Annotated in this window: 17 protein-coding genes; 10 read left to right on the forward strand and 7 right to left on the reverse strand. The window is 72.5% G+C overall.

Going from position 1 to position 21,835, the window contains the following annotated elements; genetic code table 11:
• Positions 1-285 precede the first annotated feature (285 nt).
• Positions 286-1,464 (forward strand): lactonase family protein, encoded by a 1,179-nt coding sequence (locus J7E88_RS02000; protein WP_215177381.1) that lies wholly within the window; start codon positions 286-288, stop codon positions 1,462-1,464.
• Here the strand turns inward: J7E88_RS02000 and J7E88_RS02005 are convergent.
• Both J7E88_RS02005 and J7E88_RS02010 read right to left on the reverse strand, forming a co-directional pair.
• Positions 1,461-2,948 (reverse strand): hypothetical protein, encoded by a 1,488-nt coding sequence (locus tag J7E88_RS02005; protein WP_251022002.1) that lies wholly within the window; start codon positions 2,946-2,948, stop codon positions 1,461-1,463. The genes J7E88_RS02000 and J7E88_RS02005 overlap by 4 nt on opposite strands.
• 32 nt (positions 2,949-2,980) lie before the next feature.
• Positions 2,981-3,349, reverse strand: coding sequence for a VOC family protein (locus J7E88_RS02010; protein ID WP_215176536.1), 369 nt, complete (start codon positions 3,347-3,349; stop codon positions 2,981-2,983).
• A 45-nt stretch (positions 3,350-3,394) separates the two neighbouring features.
• Between J7E88_RS02010 and J7E88_RS02015 the strand changes: the two genes are divergently transcribed.
• The 3 genes from J7E88_RS02015 (at position 3,395) to J7E88_RS02025 (ending at position 6,413) form a co-directional block, all read left to right on the forward strand.
• Positions 3,395-4,015, forward strand: coding sequence for a nucleoside/nucleotide kinase family protein (locus J7E88_RS02015; protein ID WP_251022003.1), 621 nt, complete (start codon positions 3,395-3,397; stop codon positions 4,013-4,015).
• Positions 4,016-4,120: 105 nt separating this feature from the next.
• Positions 4,121-5,092: a DUF1444 domain-containing protein gene (locus J7E88_RS02020; RefSeq protein WP_215176540.1), complete on the forward strand. Its 972-nt coding sequence runs from the start codon at positions 4,121-4,123 to the stop codon at positions 5,090-5,092.
• Positions 5,093-5,291: 199 nt separating this feature from the next.
• Complete coding sequence (locus tag J7E88_RS02025; RefSeq protein ID WP_215176541.1) at positions 5,292-6,413, forward strand: Xaa-Pro peptidase family protein; 1,122 nt, start codon at positions 5,292-5,294, stop codon at positions 6,411-6,413.
• A gap of 20 nt (positions 6,414-6,433) precedes the next feature.
• Here the strand turns inward: J7E88_RS02025 and treZ are convergent, their stop codons facing one another.
• Entirely contained in the window at positions 6,434-8,137 is a 1,704-nt protein-coding gene (gene treZ / locus J7E88_RS02030; protein ID WP_374196221.1) for a malto-oligosyltrehalose trehalohydrolase, read from the reverse strand.
• A 156-nt stretch (positions 8,138-8,293) separates the two neighbouring features.
• Between treZ and J7E88_RS02035 the strand changes: the two genes are divergently transcribed.
• Positions 8,294-9,661: a GH1 family beta-glucosidase gene (locus J7E88_RS02035; protein ID WP_215176542.1), complete on the forward strand. Its 1,368-nt coding sequence runs from the start codon at positions 8,294-8,296 to the stop codon at positions 9,659-9,661.
• Between the two features lie 115 nt (positions 9,662-9,776).
• On the opposite strand, the gene J7E88_RS02040 is transcribed toward J7E88_RS02035, so the two are convergent.
• Positions 9,777-10,673, reverse strand: coding sequence for a GNAT family N-acetyltransferase (locus J7E88_RS02040; protein ID WP_215176543.1), 897 nt, complete (start codon positions 10,671-10,673; stop codon positions 9,777-9,779).
• 333 nt (positions 10,674-11,006) lie between these two features.
• On the opposite strand from J7E88_RS02040, the gene J7E88_RS02045 reads away from it, so the two are divergent.
• The 3 genes from J7E88_RS02045 (at position 11,007) to J7E88_RS02055 (ending at position 13,130) form a co-directional block, all read left to right on the forward strand.
• A complete protein-coding gene (locus tag J7E88_RS02045) occupies positions 11,007-11,555 on the forward strand; it encodes a DUF1707 and FHA domain-containing protein (RefSeq protein ID WP_215176545.1) in 549 nt (182 codons plus the stop codon).
• A gap of 157 nt (positions 11,556-11,712) precedes the next feature.
• On the forward strand, positions 11,713-12,105 hold the full coding sequence (locus tag J7E88_RS02050) for a hypothetical protein (protein ID WP_215176546.1): 393 nt from the start codon (positions 11,713-11,715) through the stop codon (positions 12,103-12,105).
• Between the two features lie 71 nt (positions 12,106-12,176).
• Complete coding sequence (locus J7E88_RS02055) at positions 12,177-13,130, forward strand: cytochrome P450 (RefSeq protein ID WP_215176548.1); 954 nt, start codon at positions 12,177-12,179, stop codon at positions 13,128-13,130.
• On the opposite strand, the gene treY is transcribed toward J7E88_RS02055, so the two are convergent.
• Positions 13,087-15,549 (reverse strand): malto-oligosyltrehalose synthase, encoded by a 2,463-nt coding sequence (gene treY, locus J7E88_RS02060; RefSeq protein WP_215176549.1) that lies wholly within the window; start codon positions 15,547-15,549, stop codon positions 13,087-13,089. The genes J7E88_RS02055 and treY overlap by 44 nt on opposite strands.
• A gap of 206 nt (positions 15,550-15,755) precedes the next feature.
• Positions 15,756-17,876, reverse strand: coding sequence for a glycogen debranching protein GlgX (gene glgX / locus J7E88_RS02065; protein ID WP_215176550.1), 2,121 nt, complete (start codon positions 17,874-17,876; stop codon positions 15,756-15,758).
• A gap of 525 nt (positions 17,877-18,401) precedes the next feature.
• Here glgX and J7E88_RS02070 point away from each other — a divergent pair.
• Both J7E88_RS02070 and J7E88_RS02075 read left to right on the forward strand, forming a co-directional pair.
• Complete coding sequence (locus tag J7E88_RS02070; RefSeq protein ID WP_215176551.1) at positions 18,402-19,637, forward strand: SAV2148 family HEPN domain-containing protein; 1,236 nt, start codon at positions 18,402-18,404, stop codon at positions 19,635-19,637.
• Positions 19,638-19,754: 117 nt separating this feature from the next.
• On the forward strand, positions 19,755-20,480 hold the full coding sequence (locus J7E88_RS02075) for a 3'-5' exonuclease (protein ID WP_215176552.1): 726 nt from the start codon (positions 19,755-19,757) through the stop codon (positions 20,478-20,480).
• 467 nt (positions 20,481-20,947) lie between these two features.
• On the opposite strand, the gene J7E88_RS02080 is transcribed toward J7E88_RS02075, so the two are convergent.
• Positions 20,948-21,808: a phosphotransferase enzyme family protein gene (locus J7E88_RS02080; RefSeq protein ID WP_215176554.1), complete on the reverse strand. Its 861-nt coding sequence runs from the start codon at positions 21,806-21,808 to the stop codon at positions 20,948-20,950.
• Positions 21,809-21,835: the final 27 nt, after the last annotated feature.

Below are 21,835 nucleotides of genomic sequence, written 5' to 3' on the forward strand. Positions count from 1 at the left end.
CGCAGTCCGCAGGGATCGGTTCCGGCCCGGGAGCCAGATCGTTGTGCGCGGTCATGTGGTCATCATCCTCGAATGCCGGACGCCGGCGGTGGCGGAGCCGCCGGCGGCGCATCCACGCCGGACGGTGTGCGCGGGCTGATCGCCGGCTGCAACGACGCCGGTGTGCTCGATCGCCGTCCGGACCTGGCCTTCACCGTCGTCCGCGCCGAGGATCCGCTCGCCGAGGAGCGGGAACGCGCAGTGACCGACCTGTGCCGGACGCCGCTCGTGGCTAGGCTGCCTGGCATGGGCAACGTGGGAGCGACAAGCCGGCGTCGTTTTCTCCAAGGTCTTTCGGGCGTCGCCGCCGCGGCCGTGCTGCCCGCGTGCGGGGCGGCCGAGGACCCCGGACCCCGGGCGCGGTCGCAGGGGTCGCAGCCGGCGGTCACGCCCACGTCCCGTGCCCGGCGGGTCCGGCCGCTGTACCTGGGGACGTACACCTCCGTCGACGGGGGCGGGACGGGGATCGGCGTCGCCGCGTACGACGAGACGACGGGACACGTCACCGGGGCGGGCGTCATCGAGGGCGTCGGGGACCCCTCGTACCTGGCCGTGCATCCCTCCGGGCGGACCCTGTACGCCGTGAACGAGCGTGCGGACGGTGCCGTGACCGCCGTGCGTCTGGCGGACGACGGCGGCCACCGGGTGCTGGGCAGCCGGTCCACGGGCGGGGCCGCGCCCGCCCATCTGTCCGTGCACCCCTCCGGGCGCTGGCTGCTCAGCGCCAATTTCGGGTCCGGAAGCGTCGCCGTCCACCCCATCGACGACTCCGGCGCGCTCGGCGAACGCACGGACCTCGTCCGGCACACCGGCACGTCGCCGCACGCCCACCAGATCATCACCACACCCGACCGCGGCCACGTCCTCGCCGTCGATCTCGGCAACGACACCGTGTACACCTACCGCCTCGACACCCGGGCCGGAGCCCTGACGGAGGTCTCCCGCGCGACCGTGCGCCCCGGGGCGGGCCCGCGCCACCTGACCTTCCACCCCTCCGGCCGCCACGCGTACCTCGCGAACGAGCTGGACAACACGGTGACGGTCTGCGCCTACGACCCGGAGACCGGCACGCTGCGGCCCGGCGAGCCGCAGTCGACCGGCACCGGCCCCGGAACCAGTTACCCGGCACAGCTCGTGGTGACGCTGAACGGCGCGTACGCCTACCACGCCAACCGCGGCCCCAACACGCTCACCCGGTACGCCGTTGAGGCCGGCGGCGCCCGGCTGAGGCTGCTGGACACGGTGCCGGTCGGCGGTGACTTCCCCCGCCAGACCGCCCTGTCGCCCTCCGGCGGTCTGCTCTTCGCGGCGAACCAGCGCTCCGGCACGGTCACCGTCCTCCACGTGGACGCGCGAACGGGCGAACTCCGGTCGGCGGGTGGGGCGTTCAAGTTCCCCGCGGTGGCGTGCGCGCTGCCGCTCTAGATCTCCGGCAGGGCCGCGACCGCCCACCTGGCCCGGGTCGACAGTTCGCTCAAGGAGCTGCGGAACTGCCGGGCGATCGTCTTCAGCAGGACCTTGGCGTGGGCCATCGTCTCCCGTGCGAGGGCTTGATCGCCGGCCTCGACCGCCGCGAGCACGAGCTCGAGATGCTGCTCCGTGATCTGCCGGCCCAGGCCACGGCGGTGCCAGTCCGGGACCGTGTCGTCGGGTGCGGCGCCGTCGCGCAGGCCGACGGCGGCCCGTGCCCGCCCCAGCGCCTCGCCCGCGGCGGCGAGATCGCCCTTGCGGCGTTGTACACGGGCCAGGGCGTAGGTCTCCGCGGCCCGGTCCCAGCCCGTGTCCTGGAGCGAGGCGAGGTTGAACTGGGCGCGGGCCGCCTGCCCGTGGTCCCCGAGGTCTTCCAGAGTCCGGCTGAGGGCGCGCAGCCGCTCGGCGTCCGGACCGGTGTCGTCCAGCATGCGGATCAGCGCCACGCGCGCGTGCTCGATGCGGCCCTGGCGGCGGGCCAGGTCGATCCAGGTGAACTCGCTCTCCGTCGCGGCATCCGGGCCGTACCGCTTCGCGTCCTGCTCCTGTGCCCACGCGACGACGCCCGCCGGGTCCTCGGGCGCACACATGGTGTTCGCCGACCGGACCAGCGGCACATCCGCCGCCCGCCCGTGCAGGGCCACCAGCACCGCGGCGAGCCACCGCTCCTCGTATCGCCGCGTCCGCTCGGCGTTCTCCTCGGCGTTCTCGCTTTCCAGCAGGAAGCGCAGCAGCGGCAGGTCGTCCACGCGGCGGTCGTACTGCGCCGCCCGCAGCACCCCGGCCCGCAGTACCGGGTCCCCGTCCACCTCCGCCCAGGCCGCCGGGCCGCCGGACCGCATACGCTCCAGCGCCGCCCGTCCGGGGGCGAGGACGACGTCGCGCAGCGGCTCCGTTGCGTCCTCGTCCAGCAGCCCGTAGGCGCACAGTTCGGCGGAGTTGAGCAGCAGATAGTCCGGCTCGGTGCGCCGGGCGGCGGCGTGCATCATGGCGTTCAGCTCGACGAGGGATCGGGACGGCAGCCCGAGGCCGCTCAGCAACGCCGCCCGCTGCGCGTCCAGTTCGGGGGCGAACGACTCACGGGCCTCCTCGTCCGCCGCGCTGACCTCGGCGAGCAGCGCCGCCTCGTCGAGGTCGGGGAGGAGGCCCTGGCAGTGCCCCGGGAAGGGGAGCCGGATGATGACCTCCAGTGCCTCGGAGACGCTGTCGCCGACCACTCCGGCATCTCCCTCGGAGGAGGCGTAGAGGACCGTGCCGTCCTCACAGACGAAGTACGTGCCGCCGGTGTCGTCACCGGCGACCGGCTCCAGCGACGCACCGGACGCCAGGTGCACGTCCTCGACGTGGTCGGCGCGACCGATGTCGAAGTCGAAGGGGAACGCGGCCAGTTCGGCCAGGTCCGGTCGCTCGCGAAGCAGGTCGAGGGCAGGATCGGTCATGCGGCAGAAGCCTAATGGGGCTCCAGGAGGTCTCACTTGTTGCCGTACAGGTCCTCGAAGACCGCGACCGTGCCGTACGGCTCGTACCGCGGCTCCTCCAGGAAGCGCACCCCCGCCGCCGACATCCGGGCGCGGTCGCGGGCGAAGTCGTCGGTGTGCAGGAAGAAGCCGACCCGGCCGCCCGTCTGCGCCCCCACGCTCGCGTGCTCGGCGTCGTCCTCGGCGCGGGCGAGCAGCAGGCCCGTGCCGCCGGCGCCGCCGGGCGGGTGGACCACCACCCAGCGCGAGGAGTCCCCGCGGTCGGTGTCCTCCACCAGCTCGAAGCCGAGGGCGCCGGTGTAGAGGGCGATGGCCTCGTCGTAGTCGCGGACGACAACGGAGACCAAGGCGATGAGGGGCATGGGGATACGTTATACGTATGATGGCGGGGTGGAACAATGCATTCCATGACGTTCCCGCCGCACCTCCTGGACCGCGCCCGCGCCCTCGCCGTCCCCGGGCGGCGCCGCATCCTGGGGCTTGCCGGAGCGCCCGGCGCCGGCAAGTCCACTCTCGCCCGGCGCCTGGTCACCGCGCTGGACGGCCTCGCCGTCCTCGTCCCCATGGACGGCTTCCACCTTGCCCAGAGCGAACTGCTGCGCCTCGGCCTCGCCCACCGCAAGGGCGCACCCGAGACCTTCGACGCCGCCGGATACGCCGCGCTGCTCGCCCGTCTGCGCGCACCCGAGCCGGACACCACGGTCTACGCGCCCGCCTTCGACCGCACGATCGAGGAGCCCGTCGCGGGCAGCATCCCCGTCGGGCCCGAGATCCCCCTCATCGTCACTGAGGGCAACTACCTCCTCCACGACGAAGGGCACTGGGCCCGCGTGCGCCCCCTCATGGACGAGATCTGGTTCCTGGAACTCGACGAGCCGACGCGCGTGCGCAGGCTTGTCGACCGGCATGTGTCCTTCGGCAAGGAGCGGCCGTACGCCGAGCGCTGGGTCCGCGAGTCCGACGAGGCGAACGCCCGTCTGATCGGCCTCGGGCGCGACCGGGCGGATCTCGTGGTCACGGTGAGCTGACGGCCCCTCTGCGGGCTGCCGAACCTGCCCGTCCCGCCGTTCACCTGCGCTCGGTAGGCTCGAAGAAGGACATGTGACGAGTGACAGGCAGGAAGGGCGGTCGGCGTGGGGCTGTTCCGGCGAGGGCCGAAGCGTGACGGACGCGATGCGCCCCGGGACCCCGAGTTCGCCTTCTTCTCCGCGGGCGAAGGCACGCGTTTTCGCGGCCTGGTGCGCGAGGCGTTCGCCGAAGCGGGCCTGGAGGTGACCGTCTACTCGGACATGGTGTCCGACAGCGCGGGCCGTCAGTTCGGCCTCGGCAACCTCGCCGCCGTCTGCCACAACGACGAACGCGGCCCGCGCGCCTGGCCCGAACTCGTCCGTCAGCACGTCGGCATGGTCCTGCGCACCATGGACGCGCCGTCCGCCCTGGAGACCCTGCCCACCGAGCAGATCCGTGCCCAGCTCTACCCCCGCGTCGTCGGCGCCGAGGGACTCGACCCGAAGAGCTTCGCGTACGCGCGCACCCTCGCGCCCGGCCTGTTCGAGATCCTGGCCCTGGACCTCCCCGAGAGCGTCATGATGCTCACCGACGAGGCCCTCGAACCGCTCGGCGACCTGCCCTACCTGCGCGACCAGGCGCTCTACAACCTTCGCGGCCTGCCGATCGAGGCCCACGAGACCGTCGCCGACGACGAGGGAATGCGCTTCGAGGTCGTGCTCGGGGACTCCTTCTACACCGCGAGCCGGGTCCTCGCGCTGGAGTCCCTCGTGCGCCAGGTCACCGGCGAGGAGCTGACGGCCGACGGCGCGCTCGTGGCGATCCCGTTCCGTCATCAGCTCGCCTTCCACGCCATCCACGACACCGGCATGATCCTCGCGCTGAACGCCATGGCCTCCTTCGCGGCCACCGGCTACGAGGACACGCCGGGCGCCATCAGTCCCTACGTCTACTGGTGGCGCGCCGGAACCCTGACCCAGCTCAGCGACCGCGACGAGGACGGGGACGGGCTGCGGATCATGGTCGGCGACGAATTCCACGAACTCCTGGAGCGGCTGGTCACCGAGGAGAGCGGTCGGCCGGGCGACGACGGCTGACCCCCGCGCGGCCGGCCTGGCCCGGTCGGATCACCGGGCGACCACGGCCGACGCCCTCTGCCTGCGCGGCAGGCCCGGTCGGATCGCGTCGGCCGCACTCGCGGGCGTCGGTGGGCCGAAGGAGGATGGCGGGCAGAATGCCCCGAGGAGCAGACCGCAGGCCGGGCAGGAGCCCCACGACCCTCGCGCAGGAGGCCCCATGACCAGCACGCCGACGCCGTTCACCGCCGACGACTACCGCGCCAGGATGACCCGCGCAGCCCAGTCCGCGGCCGACGCCGGCCTCGACGGGGTGCTGATCGCGCCCGGCCCCGATCTCGTCCACCTGACCGGCTACCGGCCCGTGGCCACCGAACGGCTCACCGTCCTCGTCCTCGCCGCCGACCGGGACCCGGTTCTCGTGGTCCCCACCCTGGAGGCGCCGGACGCCGAGGCGGCCCCGGGCGCACCGGCGCTGACCGTGCGGGACTGGACCGACGGCAAGGATCCCTACGCCGCCGTTGCGCCGCTGATGGACACGTCGGGCCGGTTCGCCGTCAGCGACAACACCTGGGCCCTGCATCTGCTGGGCCTCCAGCGGGAGCTGCCCGGCGCGTCGTACGTGTCGCTCACGCAGGCGCTGCCCATGCTCCGCGCGGTGAAGGACGCACGCGAACTCGCCCGCATCGAAGCGGCGGGCGCCGCCGCGGACCAGGCGTACGGCGAGATCCTCAAGGTGCCGTTCGCCGGCCGAAGGGAGAGCGACGTCGCCGCCGATCTGGCCGCGCTGCTGCTGCGGTTCGGGCACTCGCAGGTCGACTTCACCGTCGTCGGCTCGGGTCCCAACGGCGCCAACCCGCACCACGAGGCGGGCGATCGCACGATCCTGCACGGCGACATGGTCGTGCTCGACTTCGGCGGTCTCAAGGACGGCTACGGCTCCGACACCACCCGCACCGTCCACGTCGGCGAGCCGAGCGTCGCCGAACAGCACATCCACGACGTCGTGCGCGAGGCGCAGCAGGCCGGGGTGGACGCGGTGCGGCCGGGCGTGGCCTGCCAGGAGGTCGACCGGGCCGCCCGCGAGATCATCGAGGAGGCCGGGTACGGGGATCTGTTCATCCACCGCACCGGCCACGGCATCGGCGTGACCACCCACGAACCGCCGTACATGATCGAGGGCGAGGCGCAGCCGCTCGTCCCGGGCATGTGCTTCTCGGTGGAACCCGGAATCTACCTGCCCCGCCGGTTCGGCGTCCGTATCGAGGACATCGTCACCGTCACCGAGGACGGCGTCCGCCGCTTCAACAACACCTCACGCGAGATGGCGATCGTCGAGTAGCCGGGTGTCGAGTAGCCGGGTCAGGACACGGCGAGCACCACGCAGCTCTCCGGTGCCAGCCGCAACGCGCCGTCACCGGCCGGGACTTCGACCTTGCCCCAGGCCGCGGCGATCCGTCCGCCACCGCCCAGCGGAATCACGGCGGTCTCCTTGCCGAGGTTCACCGCGACCCGCAGATCGCCGCGCCGGTACGCCAGCCAGCGGCCCTGCTCGTCGAAGGCCACCTTCACCGCCGCGAGGTCGGGGTCCGTCAGGTCCGGCAGCGTACGGCGCAGGGCGATCAGCTCCCGGTACCAGGCGAGCAGCGCGGCGTGCGGCTCACGCTCGCGCTCCGAGCGGTCCAGACACGAACGCTCCCGGGTGGTCGGCGACTGCGGGTCCGGCACGTCCTCGGCCGACCAGCCGTGCTCGGCGAACTCGCGCCGCCTGCCCGCCCGTACGGCCTCGGCGAGCTCGGGATCGGTGTGGTCGGTGAAGTACTGCCACGGCGTGCCCGCGCCCCACTCCTCGCCCATGAACAGCATCGGTGTGAACGGGGATGTCAGCACCAGGGTCGCGGCGCACGCCAGCAGACCCGGCGTGAGAGAGGCCGAGAGCCGGTCGCCGACGGCTCTGTTGCCGATCTGGTCGTGGGTCTGGGCATAGGCGAGGAAGCGGTGCCCGGGCGTGGTGGCCACATCGACGGGCCTGCCGTGGGTGCGGCCGCGGAACGTCGAGTACGTGCCGTCGTGGAAGAAGACGTGGTTCAGCGTCTTGGCGAGCGCGGCCATCGGCGCGCGCGCGAAGTCGGCGTAGTAGCCCTGGGACTCGCCGGTCAGGGCGGCGTGCAGAGCATGGTGGAAGTCGTCGTTCCACTGGGCGTGCAGCCCGAGTCCCCGCTCGGCGCGCGGAGTGGTGGTACGCGGGTCGCACCGGTCGGACTCGGCGATCAGGAACAGCGGGCGGCCACGGTCGCGGGCCAGGGCGTCGACGGCGGCCGACAGCTCCTCCAGGAAGGTCACGGCCCGGGTGTCCGCCAGCGCGTGCACCGCGTCGAGCCGTAGTCCGTCGATCCGGTAGTCACGCAGCCAGGCCAGCGCACTGCCCAGCAGGAAGGCCCGCACCTCGTCCGACCCCGGGGCGTCGAGGTTGACCGCGGAGCCCCAGGGGGTGTGGTGGGTGTCGGTGAAGTACGGGCCGAAGGCGGGCAGATGGTTCCCGGACGGACCGAGGTGATTGTGGACGACGTCCAGCACCACGCCCAGCCCGAGTCCGTGCGCGGTGTCGACAAAGCGCTTCAGCGCTTCCGGGCCGCCGTACGGCTCATGCACCGCCCACAGGTCCACTCCGTCGTAGCCCCAGCCGTGCACCCCGGGGAACGGGCACAGCGGCATGAGCTCGACATGGGTGACGCCCAGGTCGGCCAGCTCGCCGAGGTGGGCGGCCGCCGCGTCGAGGGTGCCCTCGCGGGTGAAGGTGCCCACGTGCAGTTCGTACACGACCGCGCCGTTAAGCCCCCGGCCCGCCCACTCCTGCCGCCACGTGTACGCGTCGTGATCGACGACGGCGCTCGGGGCGTCGGGGCCGTCCGGCTGCCGCCGCGACCGCGGGTCCGGCCGCAGGGGACCGCCGTCCAGGGTGAAGCCGTACCGGTCGCCGTCACCGGCCTCGGCCTCGGCGATCCACCAGCCCACTCGCCCCTGGTCACGCTCCATCGGGCGCTCGGCGCCCTCCAGCCACAGCATGACCCGCTCCTCGGCCCGCGGCGCCCACACCTCGAACAACAGCACTGGCGCATCCCCTCGTCGTCGATGCCGGTCCCGTCGATCCCGTATGTCCCGTCCATCCTGGCAAGTCCGGGGTCTTCAGGCGGCGTGCTTGGGCCATTAAGGTCACGGGCCATGCCGATCCCGACCGAGCCGCTGCCCCTGTTCCCACCCGGCTTCCTGTGGGGAGCCGCCGCCTCCGCCTTCCAGACCGAGGGAGCCGCCGACGCCGAGGGCAAGGGCCCATCGGGCTGGGACGCCTTCGCGGCCGCGGGACGCATCAAGGACGGCGCCGACGCCGCCCGCGGCACGGGTTTCCACGACCGCTACCGCGAGGACGTCGCCCTCCTCGCCGGCCTCGGCGCCGACGTCTTCCGCTTTTCGGTCGCCTGGCCGCGGGTGATACCCGGGGGCAGCGGCCCGGTCAACACCCGCGGCCTCGACTTCTACGACCGGCTCGTCGACGAACTGTGCGCCCGGGGCGTCACCCCGGCGCCGACCCTCTACCACTGGGACACCCCGCTCCCGCTCGACGAGGCGGGCGGCTGGCTGCGCCGCGACACCGCCGAACGGTTCGCCGAGTACGCCGCGGCCGTCACGGCACGCCTCGCCGACCGCGTACCGATGTGGATGACCGTCAACGAACCGGCCGAGGTCACCCTCCTCGGCTACGCACTGGGCGAGCACGCCCCCGGCCGCCGGCTCCTCTTCGACGCCCTGCCCGCCGCCCACCACCAGCTGCTCGCCCACGGCCTCGCCGTCCAGGCGCTCCGTGCGGCCGGCGCCACGTCCGTCGGCCTCGCCGTCTCCCACTCGCCCGTGTGGACGGCCGGGGACACCGACGAGGACCGGTTCGCCGCCGAGCTGTACGACACGCTCACCAACCGGCTGTTCGCCGACCCGCTGCTCACCGGCGCCTACCCCGACGAGAACATCGCCGCCCTGATGCCGGGCTCCGTCGCCGACGACCTCGCCGTCATCGCGCAGCCGCTGGACTTCTACGGCGTGAACTATTACCACCCGATGCTCGTCGGCGCGCCCGACGGCGACGCACTCGACGGCTTCGGCGGCGTCGCGATGCCCGCGGAACTGCCGTTCGGGCTGCGGGAGATCGCCACCGCCGAGCGCACCGACTTCGGCTGGCCCGTCGTCCCCGACGGCCTGCGCGACGTCCTCGTCTCGCTGAAGGACCGGTACGGCGACCGGTTGCCGCCCGTCGTCGTCACGGAGAACGGCTGCTCCTACGACGGCCTCGACGACCGGCGTCGTATCGCCTTCCTCGACGCCCACCTGCGCTCCCTGCACGAGGCGGTCACGGAGGGCGTGGACGTGCGCGGCTACGTCGCCTGGTCGCTCACCGACAACATCGAATGGGCCGAGGGAACGTCGCAGCGTTTCGGACTCGTCCATGTCGACTACGACACCCTCGAGCGCACGCCGAAGGCGTCGTACCGCTGGTACCGGGACACGATCGCCGCGCAGAAAGGCCGCGGGTGGCGGTGAGACGGGGGCGTCCGGGGCGGTCTGTTGGTGCCGGGACACGATCGCCGCGCAGAGCCCGGGCCGCAAGTGACACGGGGGTGTCCGGGGCCGCCTGCCCGGACACCCCCGCGTGGGTTCAGTTCCCCGCAGGGGGAACGAAGTTGATCCGCTCCCTGACCACCGGGTGGCCCGCCTTGGCGAAGTTCGCCGCCATCGGGAAGTTCCCCTGGTCGGTGGCGCCCTTGATGAATTCGGCACCCCGCTCGGCGAGGAAGTGCGTGCACTCGGCGAGCAGGTCGTACGCGTAGCCGCGGCCGCGCTGCTCCGGGACGACGCCGATGAAGCCGATGCACGGGCCGCCCGGATTGTGCGCCGGGATGTGGATGCCGGCCAGATCGCCCTGCGGTGTGTGCGCCAGCTGCCACCACTCGCGCGGCGACGGGCACCAGTGGAAGAAGTCCAGTTCCTCCTGCGCCGCCTGGTCGAGACCGCCCTCGGCGATCGCGCGCAGCGCGTGGGCGTCCAGCGTCACCGAGTGGATGCGCTTCAGCGCGTCGAAGAACACGGCGTCGTCCGGCTCCGGCCGGAAGACGAGCCGCCCGGGCCGTTCGGGCAGACCGCACTCGGGCGTCCAGCAGTACATGAACCGCTCGACGAGCGCCGTGAATCCGGCCGCCTGCGCCGCCCGGACGCGGGCCTCACCGGCCGCCCGGGCGACCGGGTCGTCCCGCCACCCGGCGGGCAGGTTGAGCTCCAGTTCGACCTGGAAGGGGGCGGTGCGCAGCAGTTCGGCGCCCGCCTCCTCCTCGCCGTCGGCGATGTCGAACCAGTTGACGTTCAGGGGCGTTTCGTCGTTCGGGCCGCCCCACCAGGCACCTCGGGCGACGACCTTGCCGTCGCGCAGCGCGACCCGCTTCCACTGCGGGCGGTGGACGGTGCGGGCGTGGCCCTCGGCGGCGCCGAGAGGGTCGGGCAGGGTGTCGAAAAGATGGGCGTCGCTTGCATCGAGCGCGCGGATGACCAGATCGGTCATGAGGAAGTCCTCCGGGATGAGATGTGCGTCGAGCGCTCCCGGTCAGACACTGAACGCCGGGCGGACGGGGCGGGAGCGCAGAATTTGTGTGGTGTACACGGCACTCGCCTCCTTCCGTCGTCACAGGCGTCGGTGCACCCTAGACCGCGCCGCGCACGCGGGTCCAGCGCCTTTTCGCCGCCACTCGGGGTCCCTGTGCGGGGCGCACGTTGCCCCATCGGGCGGCGAGGCGGGCGGAACACCACCTTCCGTGCAGGTCAGAGCGGTCGCGACGGACAGCGGCACACGCCCTCTTCTGGACACCCGGCCCCCTTCGGCCCGACAATCTGCGATGTGACGTCCTCCTACGAGCCCCACACGTATCCCGCGCGGCTGTCCGACGCCGAGCGCGAGCGTGTCCTCGATGTGCTCAGAGAGGGCGCGGCCCAGGGCAGGTTGTCGCACGAGACCTTTGTGCACCGCATGGAACTGGTCCTGGCCGCACGCCGTTCCGAGGAGTTGGACGCGCTCACCGCCGACCTCGTCCACGAAGGCCGGTTCTCCCGACGCATCTACAGCGCGGTCAGGCGGGTCTCGGCCTTCTCCGTCCGTCTGCGCAGGGCCTGGCAGGCGGAGAAGCTGCCGCCGCTGCTGCTGCCCGAGCCGGGACCGTACCCCCTGCGCATCGGCCGCGACCCGGTCAACGGACTGCGGCTGAGCCACGACACGGTCTCCCGGCTGCACGCCGAGCTGAGCCACCAGGGCACGCTGTGGGTCCTGCGCGACCTCGGCTCGACCAACGGCACCACGGTCAACGGCCGCAGGGTGACCGGCTCGATCGTGGTCCAGGACGGTGACATGGTGGGATTCGGCAGCATGAACTTCCGCCTCACCGCGCGCTGACCCCGGCATCCCACAGGCCACCCCGACGCGGTCGGCGGGGACAACTCCCTGCGATAAGCCTGCGGTGTCCAGTGACCGGGCACCACCCGGCACCACCCGGCATCACGCGGTGCTATCGCGCATGTACTGATCAGCCGTCACAGGGCGAGGCGCGCGCATGCCGGGCAGAGTGTGCGGCGGGCCGCCGACCGTGCCACGCCGCACGGTCAGCGCGAGCCCGCCGGCGGCGGGGGCCGGCCTGCGGCCGCCCGCGACGGGAACGGCCGGCCCTCCGTCGCGGCACCGTCGACCCCGCGGTGGGGCCGCCGCCCCGGCACTGGCAGGGACCGGTCGTCCGTCCGACGAGGAGGGGATCGTCCTCGTCGTCCGGTTCGACGACCGGCCGGACGCCCCCTCGGTACGGCTGGAGGAACTCGCCGACAACAGCCGGGTGCGGTGCGCCATGGAGCCCCTGGTGGAGGGGCCCTTCGCCCGGCTGCTGCAGACCTCGCGCCCGAATGGAGTACCCGCTCCTCACCTCACCCGTACGGGCGTACGCGGACTGCGGTGACGGCGGCGCAGTGGTCGCCTGAAGGGAACCGCGAGCACGAGAACCGCGGCCGTGACAGGGGAGCACACACCATGCACGCGGACATACGCCCGGTCCCCGAGCCCACCCCGCCCACCCGCTCGGCCCCGTCGGCCGGGTCCGCGTCGCACCGCCCCGGCTCTCCGTTGCCCGGCCTGCCGACGGGCGACGAGCACGAGCTGTACGAGGGGTACCGCCGGCTGCGCGAGGAGTATCCCCTCACCTACGACGCGTCCGTCGGCGCCTGGCTGCTCAGCCGCTACCGCGACGTCGCGACGGCGCTGACCGATCTTCGCTTCACCCATGGCCACCGGCCGGGCGACGTGGGGTGCGCCGCGCATCTGGCGCCCGTCCCGCACGCCATGCGCGAGACCGTCCAGCGCACCGCGTACGTCCTCGCCCGGCGGATCGCGGGGCGCGAGCAGGCCGACCTCGTGGAGGAGTACTGCCGGTGGCTGCCGTCCGGCGCCGTCGGCGTGCGGGGGAGCACGACAGGCAGGGCGCTCCTCGCCGGGCGGTGCGTCTCCCAGATCTCGGTGCGGGAGAAGGCCCTCGCCTCGTTCTTCGCCAATCTGCTCGACCACCCCGTCCGGTTGGCCACGCTGCGGACCGATCCGCGGTTGATCGCACGGGCCTGGACCGAGTCGCTGCGGCGCGACCCACCCGTCCTGGTGGTGATCCGCAGGACTGCCGCCGAGGTCGCGCTCAGCGGTGGCACGCTGCCCGCGGGCGCGGCCGTCGCCTGCCTGATCGGCGCCGCCGGGCGGGACCCCGAGCGGTTCCGCGACCCCCACCACTTCGACCCGCTCAGGAGCGACCCCGGCCAGCTGACCTACGGTCTCGGCGGCTGCCCGGCGGTGGAACTCGCGGCCATGGAGGCCGAGTACGGACTGCGGGCGCTGATCGAGGCGATGCCCCGGCTGCGCTGGGCCGACGGTTTCCGCCCGGTCGCCAGTGGCCTGATCACCCGGTCCCCCAAGGCGCTGCTGGTCCGCCCACGCGGCTGAGCAGAGCCACGGGCCGCGCCGCGAACAGCTCGGCCACCGGCACGGGCACCTCACCGGTGAACTCCTCGTCGCCGCCCAGCAGATCGGTCCACCGGCCCGGGGGCAGCGTGAGAGCCGTGCCCCGCCAGCCGCCGTCGCTCTCCAGGCGCAGCGAGAGCCGGGTGACGGCCGTGACCACCTCCTCACCTCGGCGGAACGCGACGCAGTGCCCTGCCGCCGGGCCGGCTGCGGTGAGCGGTTCGTACGCCGCCCGGTTGCCGAACAGGTCCGGACGCGCCCGGCGCAGTCTGAGCGCCGTGGCCGTCAGCGCCTCCTTCTCCGCGCTCAGGCCGCCGACCGGGTCCGCCGCCAGGCCGCCGGTCGCGCCACCGGTCAACGGGTCGGGCAGCGGGGGGCCGAAGCGGGCCGGGGCCCGGTTGTCCGGATCGACCAGTGCCAGGAACTCGCGCTCCGAGCCCTGGTACACATCGGGCACACCCGGCATCGTCAGATGCAGCAGCGCCGCACCCAGCACGTTCGCCCGCACATAGGGGGCGAGCTCGCGCACGAAGCGGGCCACCGAACGCTGCGGTGACCCGGCCGGACCCGTCCCCACGAACGCCGACACGGCCTTCTCGTACGCCGGGTCCGACTCGGTCCAGCTCGTGTGCACCCCGGCCTCCCGCACCGCCTTCAGCAGCGCCGCCTCCAGCCGGTCCGCGTCCGGGATACCGAAGCCGACGGCCGTCTGCCAGGCGACCCACGCCAGTTGCGCGTCGGGCGCGCCACCGCCCCCGGACGGGCTCTCGGCCTCCTCGGTGATCCGCTCCAGGAACCGGGCCCACCGCTCCGGACATTCGGACAGCACCGCGATCCGTGCTCGCACATCCGCGCTGCGTTTGGTGTCGTGCGTGGTCAGCACCGTGCCCGTGTCCGCCCAGTCGCGGGCGAGCCGGGCGCAGAAGGCGTGGAACGCCGCCGGCTCCACCGCCGGGCTGCCCGGGTCCCCGCCCACCTCGTTCGCCGAGATCAGCGGCGAGTACCGGTAGAAGGCCGTGTCCTCCACCGACTTGGCACGCAGCGCCGACGCCGTCTGGGCGAAGCGCGCACGGAACCGGACCTGGTCCGGCCCGTCGCCGAGCCGGCCCAGCGCGAGGTCCCGCACCACGTCCACCGCCGCCGCCTCGTCGGCCACCGCGAACGTCTCCCGTGCCGCCCGGGCCGCGTCGTCGGGGAGCGCCGACTCGGCGTCGACCCGATACGGCCGGTAGACGGGCACGCGGACCAGGAGCTCACGCACCGCCGCACGCAGCGCCCATGGGGCATGGTCGCGCAGCCGGGAATCGGCGGCGCAGATCCGCTCGGCGAGTCTGACGAGCGTCGCCGTCTCGGCGGCCAGCTCGTACGTCACGACCTCGTACGCGGCACGCCGCGCGGTCGCCTCCCACCGGCCGCCCAGGCTGTCGTCCACGTCGGTGAAATCCCGGTAGAGGCCGACCAGTTGCCGCACGCCGGCCGGGTCCGTGAACAGGCCGTCGACCCGGCGGAGCGCGTCGTACCCCGTCGTACCCGCGACGGGCCAGCCGGCCGGAAGCCGCTCGTTCCCGGTGAGGATTTTCTCCACGACGATCCAGCTCCCCCTACGACCCGGCGGCCGTGGGAGGGGGCCCCAGCCGCCGGTCGCCTCGTCGAGTCTGCGCAGATAGCCCTCGGGGTCCGCCACGCCGTCCGGATGGTCGACCCGCAGGCCGTCGACGACCCCGTCCCGCACCAGCTCCAGGATCTTGGCGTGGGTCGCGTCGAAGACATCGGGGTCCTCCACCCGGACCCCGATGAGGTCCGAGACGGTGAAGAACCGGCGGTAGTTGAGCTCGGTGCGCGCCAGGCGCCACCAGGCGAGCCGGTACCACTGGGCGTCCAGCAGCGCGGGCAGCGGCAGGTGCGCGGTGGACGCGCGCAGCGGGAACCGCTGCTCCCCGTGGTGCAGGACCTCGCCCTCGACCCGCAGCTCCGCCAGCTCGCCGCCGATGCGACCGGGCAGCACCGGCAGCAGCACCTTGCCGTCCCCGGCCGCCCAGTCGATGTCGAACCAGCGGGCGTACGGCGAGGCCGGGCCCTCGCGCAGCACCTCCCACAGGGCGCGGTTGTACCGGGGGACCGCCGCCATATGGTTCGGCACGATGTCGACGACCAGACCGAGCCCGTGCTCCCGGGCCGTGTGCGACAGCCGTCGCAGCCCTGCTTCGCCGCCGAGCTCCTCGCGGATGCGGCCGTGGTCGACGACGTCGTAACCGTGGGTGGACCCCGGCACCGCCTCCAGCACCGGCGAGAGGTGCAGATGGGAGACGCCGAGGGCGGCGAGATACGGAACCGCCGCCTCGGCGGCCGCGAACGGGAATTCCGGCTGCAGCTGGAGCCGGTAGGTGGCCGTGGGTGTCATGCGAACATACGTACCCGCCCCGCACGCTTCTGTGCCGCAGGTCCCGGCCGTTCGGTCGATCGAGTGATCGTCGGCCCCACCGGGAACTTCCGCGGGGGGTCGGCTTCCCGAGGCAGGCGACGCCGCACGGGCCCTGCGGAGGCGCCGTGCCGTCAGGCCGGAGCTACGCGGGCCGGCGCGGCACGGTCAGGCTGCGGTGGCTGCCACTACGCGGGCCGGCGCAGCACGGTCAGGCTGCGGCCCAGCAGGCGCAGCACCTCGCCGGCCGCCACCATCGGGCCCTTGCCCGGTGGTACGCCCTCGCGGCGGGCGGTGTCCACCACGACCTGCCACTCCTCGCCATGGTTGACGGGGATCGTGAAATCCAGCTCGTCGGCGCTCGCGTTGAACATCAGAAGGAACGAGTCGTCGGAGATCCGTTCGCCCCGGGGCCCCGGCTCGGAGATGGCGTGACCGTTCAGGAACACCGACAGCGCCTTGGCGTGTGCCGCCTGCCAGTCACGCTGGATCATCTCCTCGCCCTTCGGCGTGAACCAGGCGATGTCCGTCAGCTCGTCGTGGGTGCCCTCCACCGGCCGGCCGTGGAAGAAGCGGCGCCGCCGGAAGACGGGGTGGTCGCGCCGCAGCCACACCATCGTCTTGGTGAACGTCAGCAGCGAGCCCTCTTCGTCCTCGCCCGGATCGGGCCAGTGCACCCACGAGATCTCGTTGTCCTGGCAGTAGGCGTTGTTGTTGCCGCCCTGGGTGCGCGCGAACTCGTCGCCGTGGCTGAGCATCGGCACGCCCTGGGAGAGCATCAGCGTCGCGATGAAGTTGCGCATCTGCCGCTCGCGCAGCTCCAGCACCCCGGGGTCGTCCGTGTCGCCCTCGGCCCCGCAGTTCCAGGAGCGGTTGTGGCTCTCGCCGTCCCGGTTGTTCTCGCCGTTGGCCTCGTTGTGCTTGCCGTTGTAGGAGACGAGGTCGTGCAGGGTGAAGCCGTCGTGGCAGGTGGTGAAGTTGATCGAGGCCAGCGGCCTGCGGCCGTCGTCCTGGTAGAGGTCCGAGGAGCCGGTCAGACGGGAGGCGAACTCGGCCAGTGTGCGCGGCTCGCCCCGCCACAGGTCCCGCACGCAGTCGCGGTACTTGCCGTTCCACTCGGTCCACAGCGGCGGGAAATTGCCCACCTGGTAGCCACCCTCGCCGACGTCCCAGGGCTCCGCGATCAGCTTCACCTGGCTGACCACCGGGTCCTGCTGCACCAGGTCGAAGAACGAGGAGAGCCGGTCCACCTCGTGGAACTGGCGTGCGAGTGTCGCCGCGAGGTCGAAGCGGAAGCCGTCGACGTGCATCTCCGTCACCCAGTACCGCAGTGAGTCCATGATCAGCTGGAGGACGTGCGGACTGCGCATCAGCAGGGAGTTCCCGGTGCCGGTGGTGTCCATGTAGTAGCGGCGGTCGTCCATCAGCCGGTAGTACGAGGCGTTGTCCAGGCCCCGGAAGGACAGGGTCGGGCCCAGGTGGTTGCCCTCGGCGGTGTGGTTGTAGACGACGTCGAGGATGACTTCGATACCGGCCTTGTGCAGCGCCCGCACGGCCTGTTTGAACTCCAGCACCTGCTCGCCGCGGTCGCCCCAGGAGGCGTAGGCATTGTGCGGGGCGAAGAAGCCGATGGTGTTGTAGCCCCAGTAGTTGTTCAGCCCCGAGTCCACCAGCCGGTGGTCGTTCACGAACTGGTGCACCGGCATCAATTCCAGCGCGGTCACCCCCAGTTCCGTCAGGTGTGAGATGACGGCCGGGTGCGCGAGGCCCGCGTATGTGCCGCGCAGCTCCGGCGGCAGCTCCGGGTGGAGCATGGTCAGGCCCTTCACGTGGGCCTCGTAGATCACGGTGCGGTGGTAGTCGGTGCGCGGCAGGCGGTCGTCGCCCCAGTCGAAGTACGGATTGACCACGACGGAGGACATCGTGTGCGGTGCCGAGTCGAGATCGTTGCGGGAGTCCGGTCTGCCGAAGTGGTAGCCGTAGACCGACTCGTTCCAGTCGATGGAGCCGCTGATCGCCCGCGCGTACGGGTCGAGCAACAGCTTCGCGGAATTGCAGCGCTGCCCGCGTGCGGGCTCGTACGGGCCGTGGACACGGAAGCCGTAGCGCTGACCGGGCATCACCCCCGGCAGATACGCGTGCCGCACGAACGCGTCGGTCTCGCGCAGCTCCACCGCGGTCTCCGAGCCGTCGTCGTGGAGCAGACACAGCTCGATGCGCCGCGCGGCTTCTGAGTGCACGGCGAAGTTGGTCCCGGCGCCGTCGTAGGTGGCGCCGAGCGGGTACGCCTGTCCCGGCCAGACCTGCATAGATTCGACTCTTCCATTTCTGATCCGGGTGCGGGGGACTACTCGGCCAAGATCCTCCCCCAAAGTGGGGCAAGCTCCTAGGACTTCGTACCGTCCTACCGGGTGACCGATGCGGATTCCGGGGAAAGAGGGGATGTGCGCGGCAGGATCCGTCGAACGGGTGTACAGCCGGGGTGTCCGGCGCTCGCCGCACCGGCCGGCGAGCGGAGCGAGACCGTCGCGCTGATCCCGCCCGGCCCTGCCCACCCGCCCGGCACGGTCCGTCAACATCGGGTTCCGCTCCATCGTCCGGGGTGAGCCCGGCGGCCCCTGCCGGTCCACCGGCAGGGTCTTGCGCGCGCCGCACAGGACGTGACGTCTATGAATCCGCTCACTCCGGCAGCTTCCGCCGGTCGGAACGGACATCACAATCACGGGAGTTGAGAAACAACCCGGTCCATCCTGCTGCACCGTCTCCCGCTCGCGGAGTACGCTTCCTTGATCGTTGAAGACGGTCGTCCAGGAGAAGCAGAAGGCGGTGCGCGGGTGAGCTCGGGAGGGCTGGAGCTACCCCCCGGTGACGCGGGTCATGAGGGGGGAGACTCCGCCGAGGTCCCGCCAGGAGCGGTTTCGCTCGCGCGGCCGATGGAGATCGGGGCGGAGCTGGACTGGGGCGCGGACGCCTGGAGCGAGGTGCGTACGCGCGCCCAGCGGGCCGGGCGCGCCTACATCTGGCTGAATCTGGTGGAGCAGCGGTTGCGGGCAGTGGTCGCTGCCGTGCTGCGGCCCATCTACGACCCCGTGCACGGCGAGGACTGGGTCGTCGCGGCGGCCGGGCCGGCCGGTCAGGAGTGGGTGCAGCGAGCGGTCGCCGTACGAGAGGTCTCGCGCCGTAAGGGCTACCTGCTGGACCCGGCGGACGACAATGTTCTGTCCTTCCTCACCCTGCCGCAGCTGCGCGAGCTGATGGTGCAGCACTGGCCCTGCTTCGAGCCGTACTTCGACGACCGGCGCGACGTCGAACTCGCCCTGGACGAGCTGGAGGTCGCGCGCAACGTCGTCTCCCGCAACCGGGCACTCAACGAGGCCGTCCTCGCCCAGGCCGAGCGCGCCTCCGCGCGCCTGCTGGAGATACTCGGCAGCGGCACGGGAGTCCCCTCCGCGGACCGCCTCCCCGTCGACGCCGTCGAGGACCTGGTCGGCGACCGGTACGCGGACGTCGTCTCCGTCCACTCCGACCGGGTCAGACTCCAGCGCCAGCTGCCCGCCGAGGACCTCTTCGGCGGGGCGCGGCGCCTCGACGCGATCGGCATAGGCCTGAACCTGCTCGTGCAGAACTTCTCCGGCCGCCGCCTGGTGCGCCTGGCCGAGTCCGGCTGCCGGGTCCGGCTCCTCTTCCTCAACCCGGCCAGCAGCGCCGTCAAGCGCCGCGAACGGGAACTCGGCATCAAAAAGGGCGAGTTGAGCCGCACCGTGGAGATGAACATCCTCCATATGCGCCGCGTCCGCTCCAAGCTGCGGGACCCCGGCGCCTTCGAGATCCAGGTCTTCGACGAGACCCCCCGCTTCACCGCCTACCTCGTCGACGGCGACGGCCCGGACGGCCTCGCCGTCGTCCAGTCCTATCTGCGCCGCGCCCGCGGCATGGAGGCCCCCGTCCTCGTCCTGCGCGGCGGCGGGCGCTCGGTGGTCCGCTCCGGACAGGACAGCGAAACGGGACTTTTCCAGACCTACCGCGAGGAGTTCGAGTCGGTATGGGCTGACTCGCGGCCTGTGTCCTGATCCGCCCGGCGCAGCCGTCCCCGGCCTGTCGCTGCCCGCGGCCTCGTTGTCAGTGGTGCGTGGGAAGGTGATGATCCAGCGGGGGGAAGCACCATCGCACCATGGAGGAGGGGCATCATGTCCTGGCACGGGGGACCACTGGCCGGCTTCGATCTGGAGACCACCGGCACCGATCCGCTCGACGCGCGCATCGTGACGGCCGCCGTCGTCGAACTGCGCGCGGGGGAGCCGGTGCTCGGCCGCGGCTGGATGGCGGACCCGGGGATACGGATTCCGGAGCAGGCGTCGGCCATTCACGGCATCAGCAACGAACGTGCCGCGGCGGAGGGCAGGCCCGCGCGCGAGGTGGCCGAGGAGGTCGCCCAGGTGCTGACCGGATACTGGCAGCGGGGTGTGCCGGTCGTCGCGTACAACGCGGCCTTCGATCTGACGCTGCTGACCGCAGAGTTGCACCGGTACGGGCTCGCCTCGCTGAGCGAGCGGCTGGACGGGCGCCCGATAGGCCCGGTCATCGACCCGTACACGATCGACCGCGCCGTCGACCGATACCGCAAGGGCAAGCGCAATCTGGAGGCGGTCTGCGCGGAATACGGCGTCGTCCTCGACCGTGCCCACCGTGCGGACGCGGACGCGCTCGCCGCGGTGCTTGTGGCGCGGGCGATAGCGGAGCGCCACCCGTCGGTGGCGCAGCTGGACCCGGGCCTGCTGCATGAGCGTCAGGTGAGCTGGTACGCGCAGTGGGCGGCCGACTTTCAGAGCTTCCTGCGCCGCAAGGGAAGCCCCGAGGCCGTGGTGGACGCTTCCTGGCCGCTGCGCGAGCTCGCGCGGGCGGCCGGCGCCTGACGCGGCCCCGCCCCGCCTGTCGGCGGTCCGTGTCCTTCGCCGGCCCTGCTGCGACTGTGGTCCGTGCCTTGAGGCGACCTGTGCTTCTGGGCGGTTGTTGTCAAAGGACCTGGGGGTCGTTCTCGCGTCCGGGCGGTCGGCGTCTTGGGACGTGCGGCGGCTGGGTCTGATGCGGCCTGTGCTTCTGGGCGGTCGTTGTCAAAGGACCTGGGGGCGGTTCTCGCCTCCCGGCGGTCCGTCTCTTGGGAACTGCGGCGGGCCGGACCCGATGCGGTCCGTGCTTCTCGGCGCTCCTCGCCCTTCGGCGGTCTCCGTCTTGGGACCTGAGGCAGGCGGGGCATGACGCCGCGCCCGCTTCTCGCCGGGTCTCACGTCTTGGCGGTCCGTGTCCTGGGCGTGGCCTTGGCAGCCTCCGCTGCCGACAGGAGCGCCGCCCGGCAGGCACCGGCACCTGATGGGGCGTGGTGTCAGAAGGGGTACCAGCGCACCTCGGGGGCGCCGTCGCGCAGGGACGCCACCCGGCGGCGGAACTCGTCGAGTGCCTCGGGGTTCGTGGGTGCGTGCTGGGCCACCCAGGCACAGCTTGCCGTCTCGCGCGCGCCGCGCAGCACCGCGCAGCCGTCCCACTCGCGCACATCCCAGCCGTAGGCCGCGGTGAACGCGTCGTAGGCGGCCGGGTCGAGGCCGTAGCGGTCGCGGGACAGTGCCATGACCACCAGGTCGTGCTCGCGCAGATCGAAGGAGACGGTCTCCAGGTCGACCAGCACCGGCCCGTCCGGGCCCACATGGACATTGCGGGGCAGTGCGTCGCCGTGGATGGGGCCGGGGGGCAGGTGGGGCGTGAGCGCTGCCGCCGCCTCGGCGTAGCCGTCCCGGCGTTCGCGCAGAAAGGCGGCGTCGGCGGAGTCGATCGAGTCCCCGGCGAGCCGCAGCCACCGCTCGACCCCGCCCAGCAGATCGCGGCGGGGCAGTGCGAAGGAAGGGGAACCCAGCGCATGGACACGGAGCAGCAACCGCGCGAGATCGGCCGGTTCAGCCGGGCGCACGGCAGCGGGCAGCCGGTGCCAGAGGGTGACCGGGTGGCCGTCGACGAGCCGGGGCGCCGACTCGGCGGCGCGCACCGCGGGGACACCTGCACCCGCCAGCCAGGAGGCCACCGCCAGCTCCCGCTCGGCGCGAGGCAGCAGTTCCGCGTCCCGGCCGACCTTGACCACGATGTCGCCGGCCGCGAAGACTGCGTTCTCGCCGAGGGCCAGGAGAGCGGCGTCCTGGGCGGCGGCCGCAAGCCCGGCCGCCGCCAGTAGGTCGCGTGCCTGTGCCTCGTCCATCGGTCTCTCCCAGCGCCGTGCCTGCCG

It is taken from the genome of Streptomyces sp. ISL-10 (genome assembly GCF_018614575.1).
Taxonomy (GTDB): Bacteria; Actinomycetota; Actinomycetes; order Streptomycetales; family Streptomycetaceae; genus Streptomyces.

Coding starts and splice junctions, on each gene's coding strand:
- J7E88_RS02050 (WP_215176546.1), top strand. CDS start 11,713: ATGCCGGGCAGAGTGTGCGGCGGGCCGCCGACCGTGCCACGCCGCACG.
- J7E88_RS02010 (WP_215176536.1), bottom strand. CDS start 3,349: ATGCCCCTCATCGCCTTGGTCTCCGTTGTCGTCCGCGACTACGACGAG.
- treZ (WP_374196221.1), bottom strand. CDS start 8,137: ATGCTGTGGCTGGAGGGCGCCGAGCGCCCGATGGAGCGTGACCAGGGG.
- J7E88_RS02000 (WP_215177381.1), top strand. CDS start 286: ATGGGCAACGTGGGAGCGACAAGCCGGCGTCGTTTTCTCCAAGGTCTT.
- glgX (WP_215176550.1), bottom strand. CDS start 17,876: ATGCAGGTCTGGCCGGGACAGGCGTACCCGCTCGGCGCCACCTACGAC.
- treY (WP_215176549.1), bottom strand. CDS start 15,549: ATGACACCCACGGCCACCTACCGGCTCCAGCTGCAGCCGGAATTCCCG.
- J7E88_RS02075 (WP_215176552.1), top strand. CDS start 19,755: ATGTCCTGGCACGGGGGACCACTGGCCGGCTTCGATCTGGAGACCACC.
- J7E88_RS02005 (WP_251022002.1), bottom strand. CDS start 2,948: ATGACCGATCCTGCCCTCGACCTGCTTCGCGAGCGACCGGACCTGGCC.
- J7E88_RS02025 (WP_215176541.1), top strand. CDS start 5,292: ATGACCAGCACGCCGACGCCGTTCACCGCCGACGACTACCGCGCCAGG.
- J7E88_RS02035 (WP_215176542.1), top strand. CDS start 8,294: ATGCCGATCCCGACCGAGCCGCTGCCCCTGTTCCCACCCGGCTTCCTG.
- J7E88_RS02040 (WP_215176543.1), bottom strand. CDS start 10,673: ATGACCGATCTGGTCATCCGCGCGCTCGATGCAAGCGACGCCCATCTT.
- J7E88_RS02080 (WP_215176554.1), bottom strand. CDS start 21,808: ATGGACGAGGCACAGGCACGCGACCTACTGGCGGCGGCCGGGCTTGCG.
- J7E88_RS02055 (WP_215176548.1), top strand. CDS start 12,177: ATGCACGCGGACATACGCCCGGTCCCCGAGCCCACCCCGCCCACCCGC.
- J7E88_RS02015 (WP_251022003.1), top strand. CDS start 3,395: ATGACGTTCCCGCCGCACCTCCTGGACCGCGCCCGCGCCCTCGCCGTC.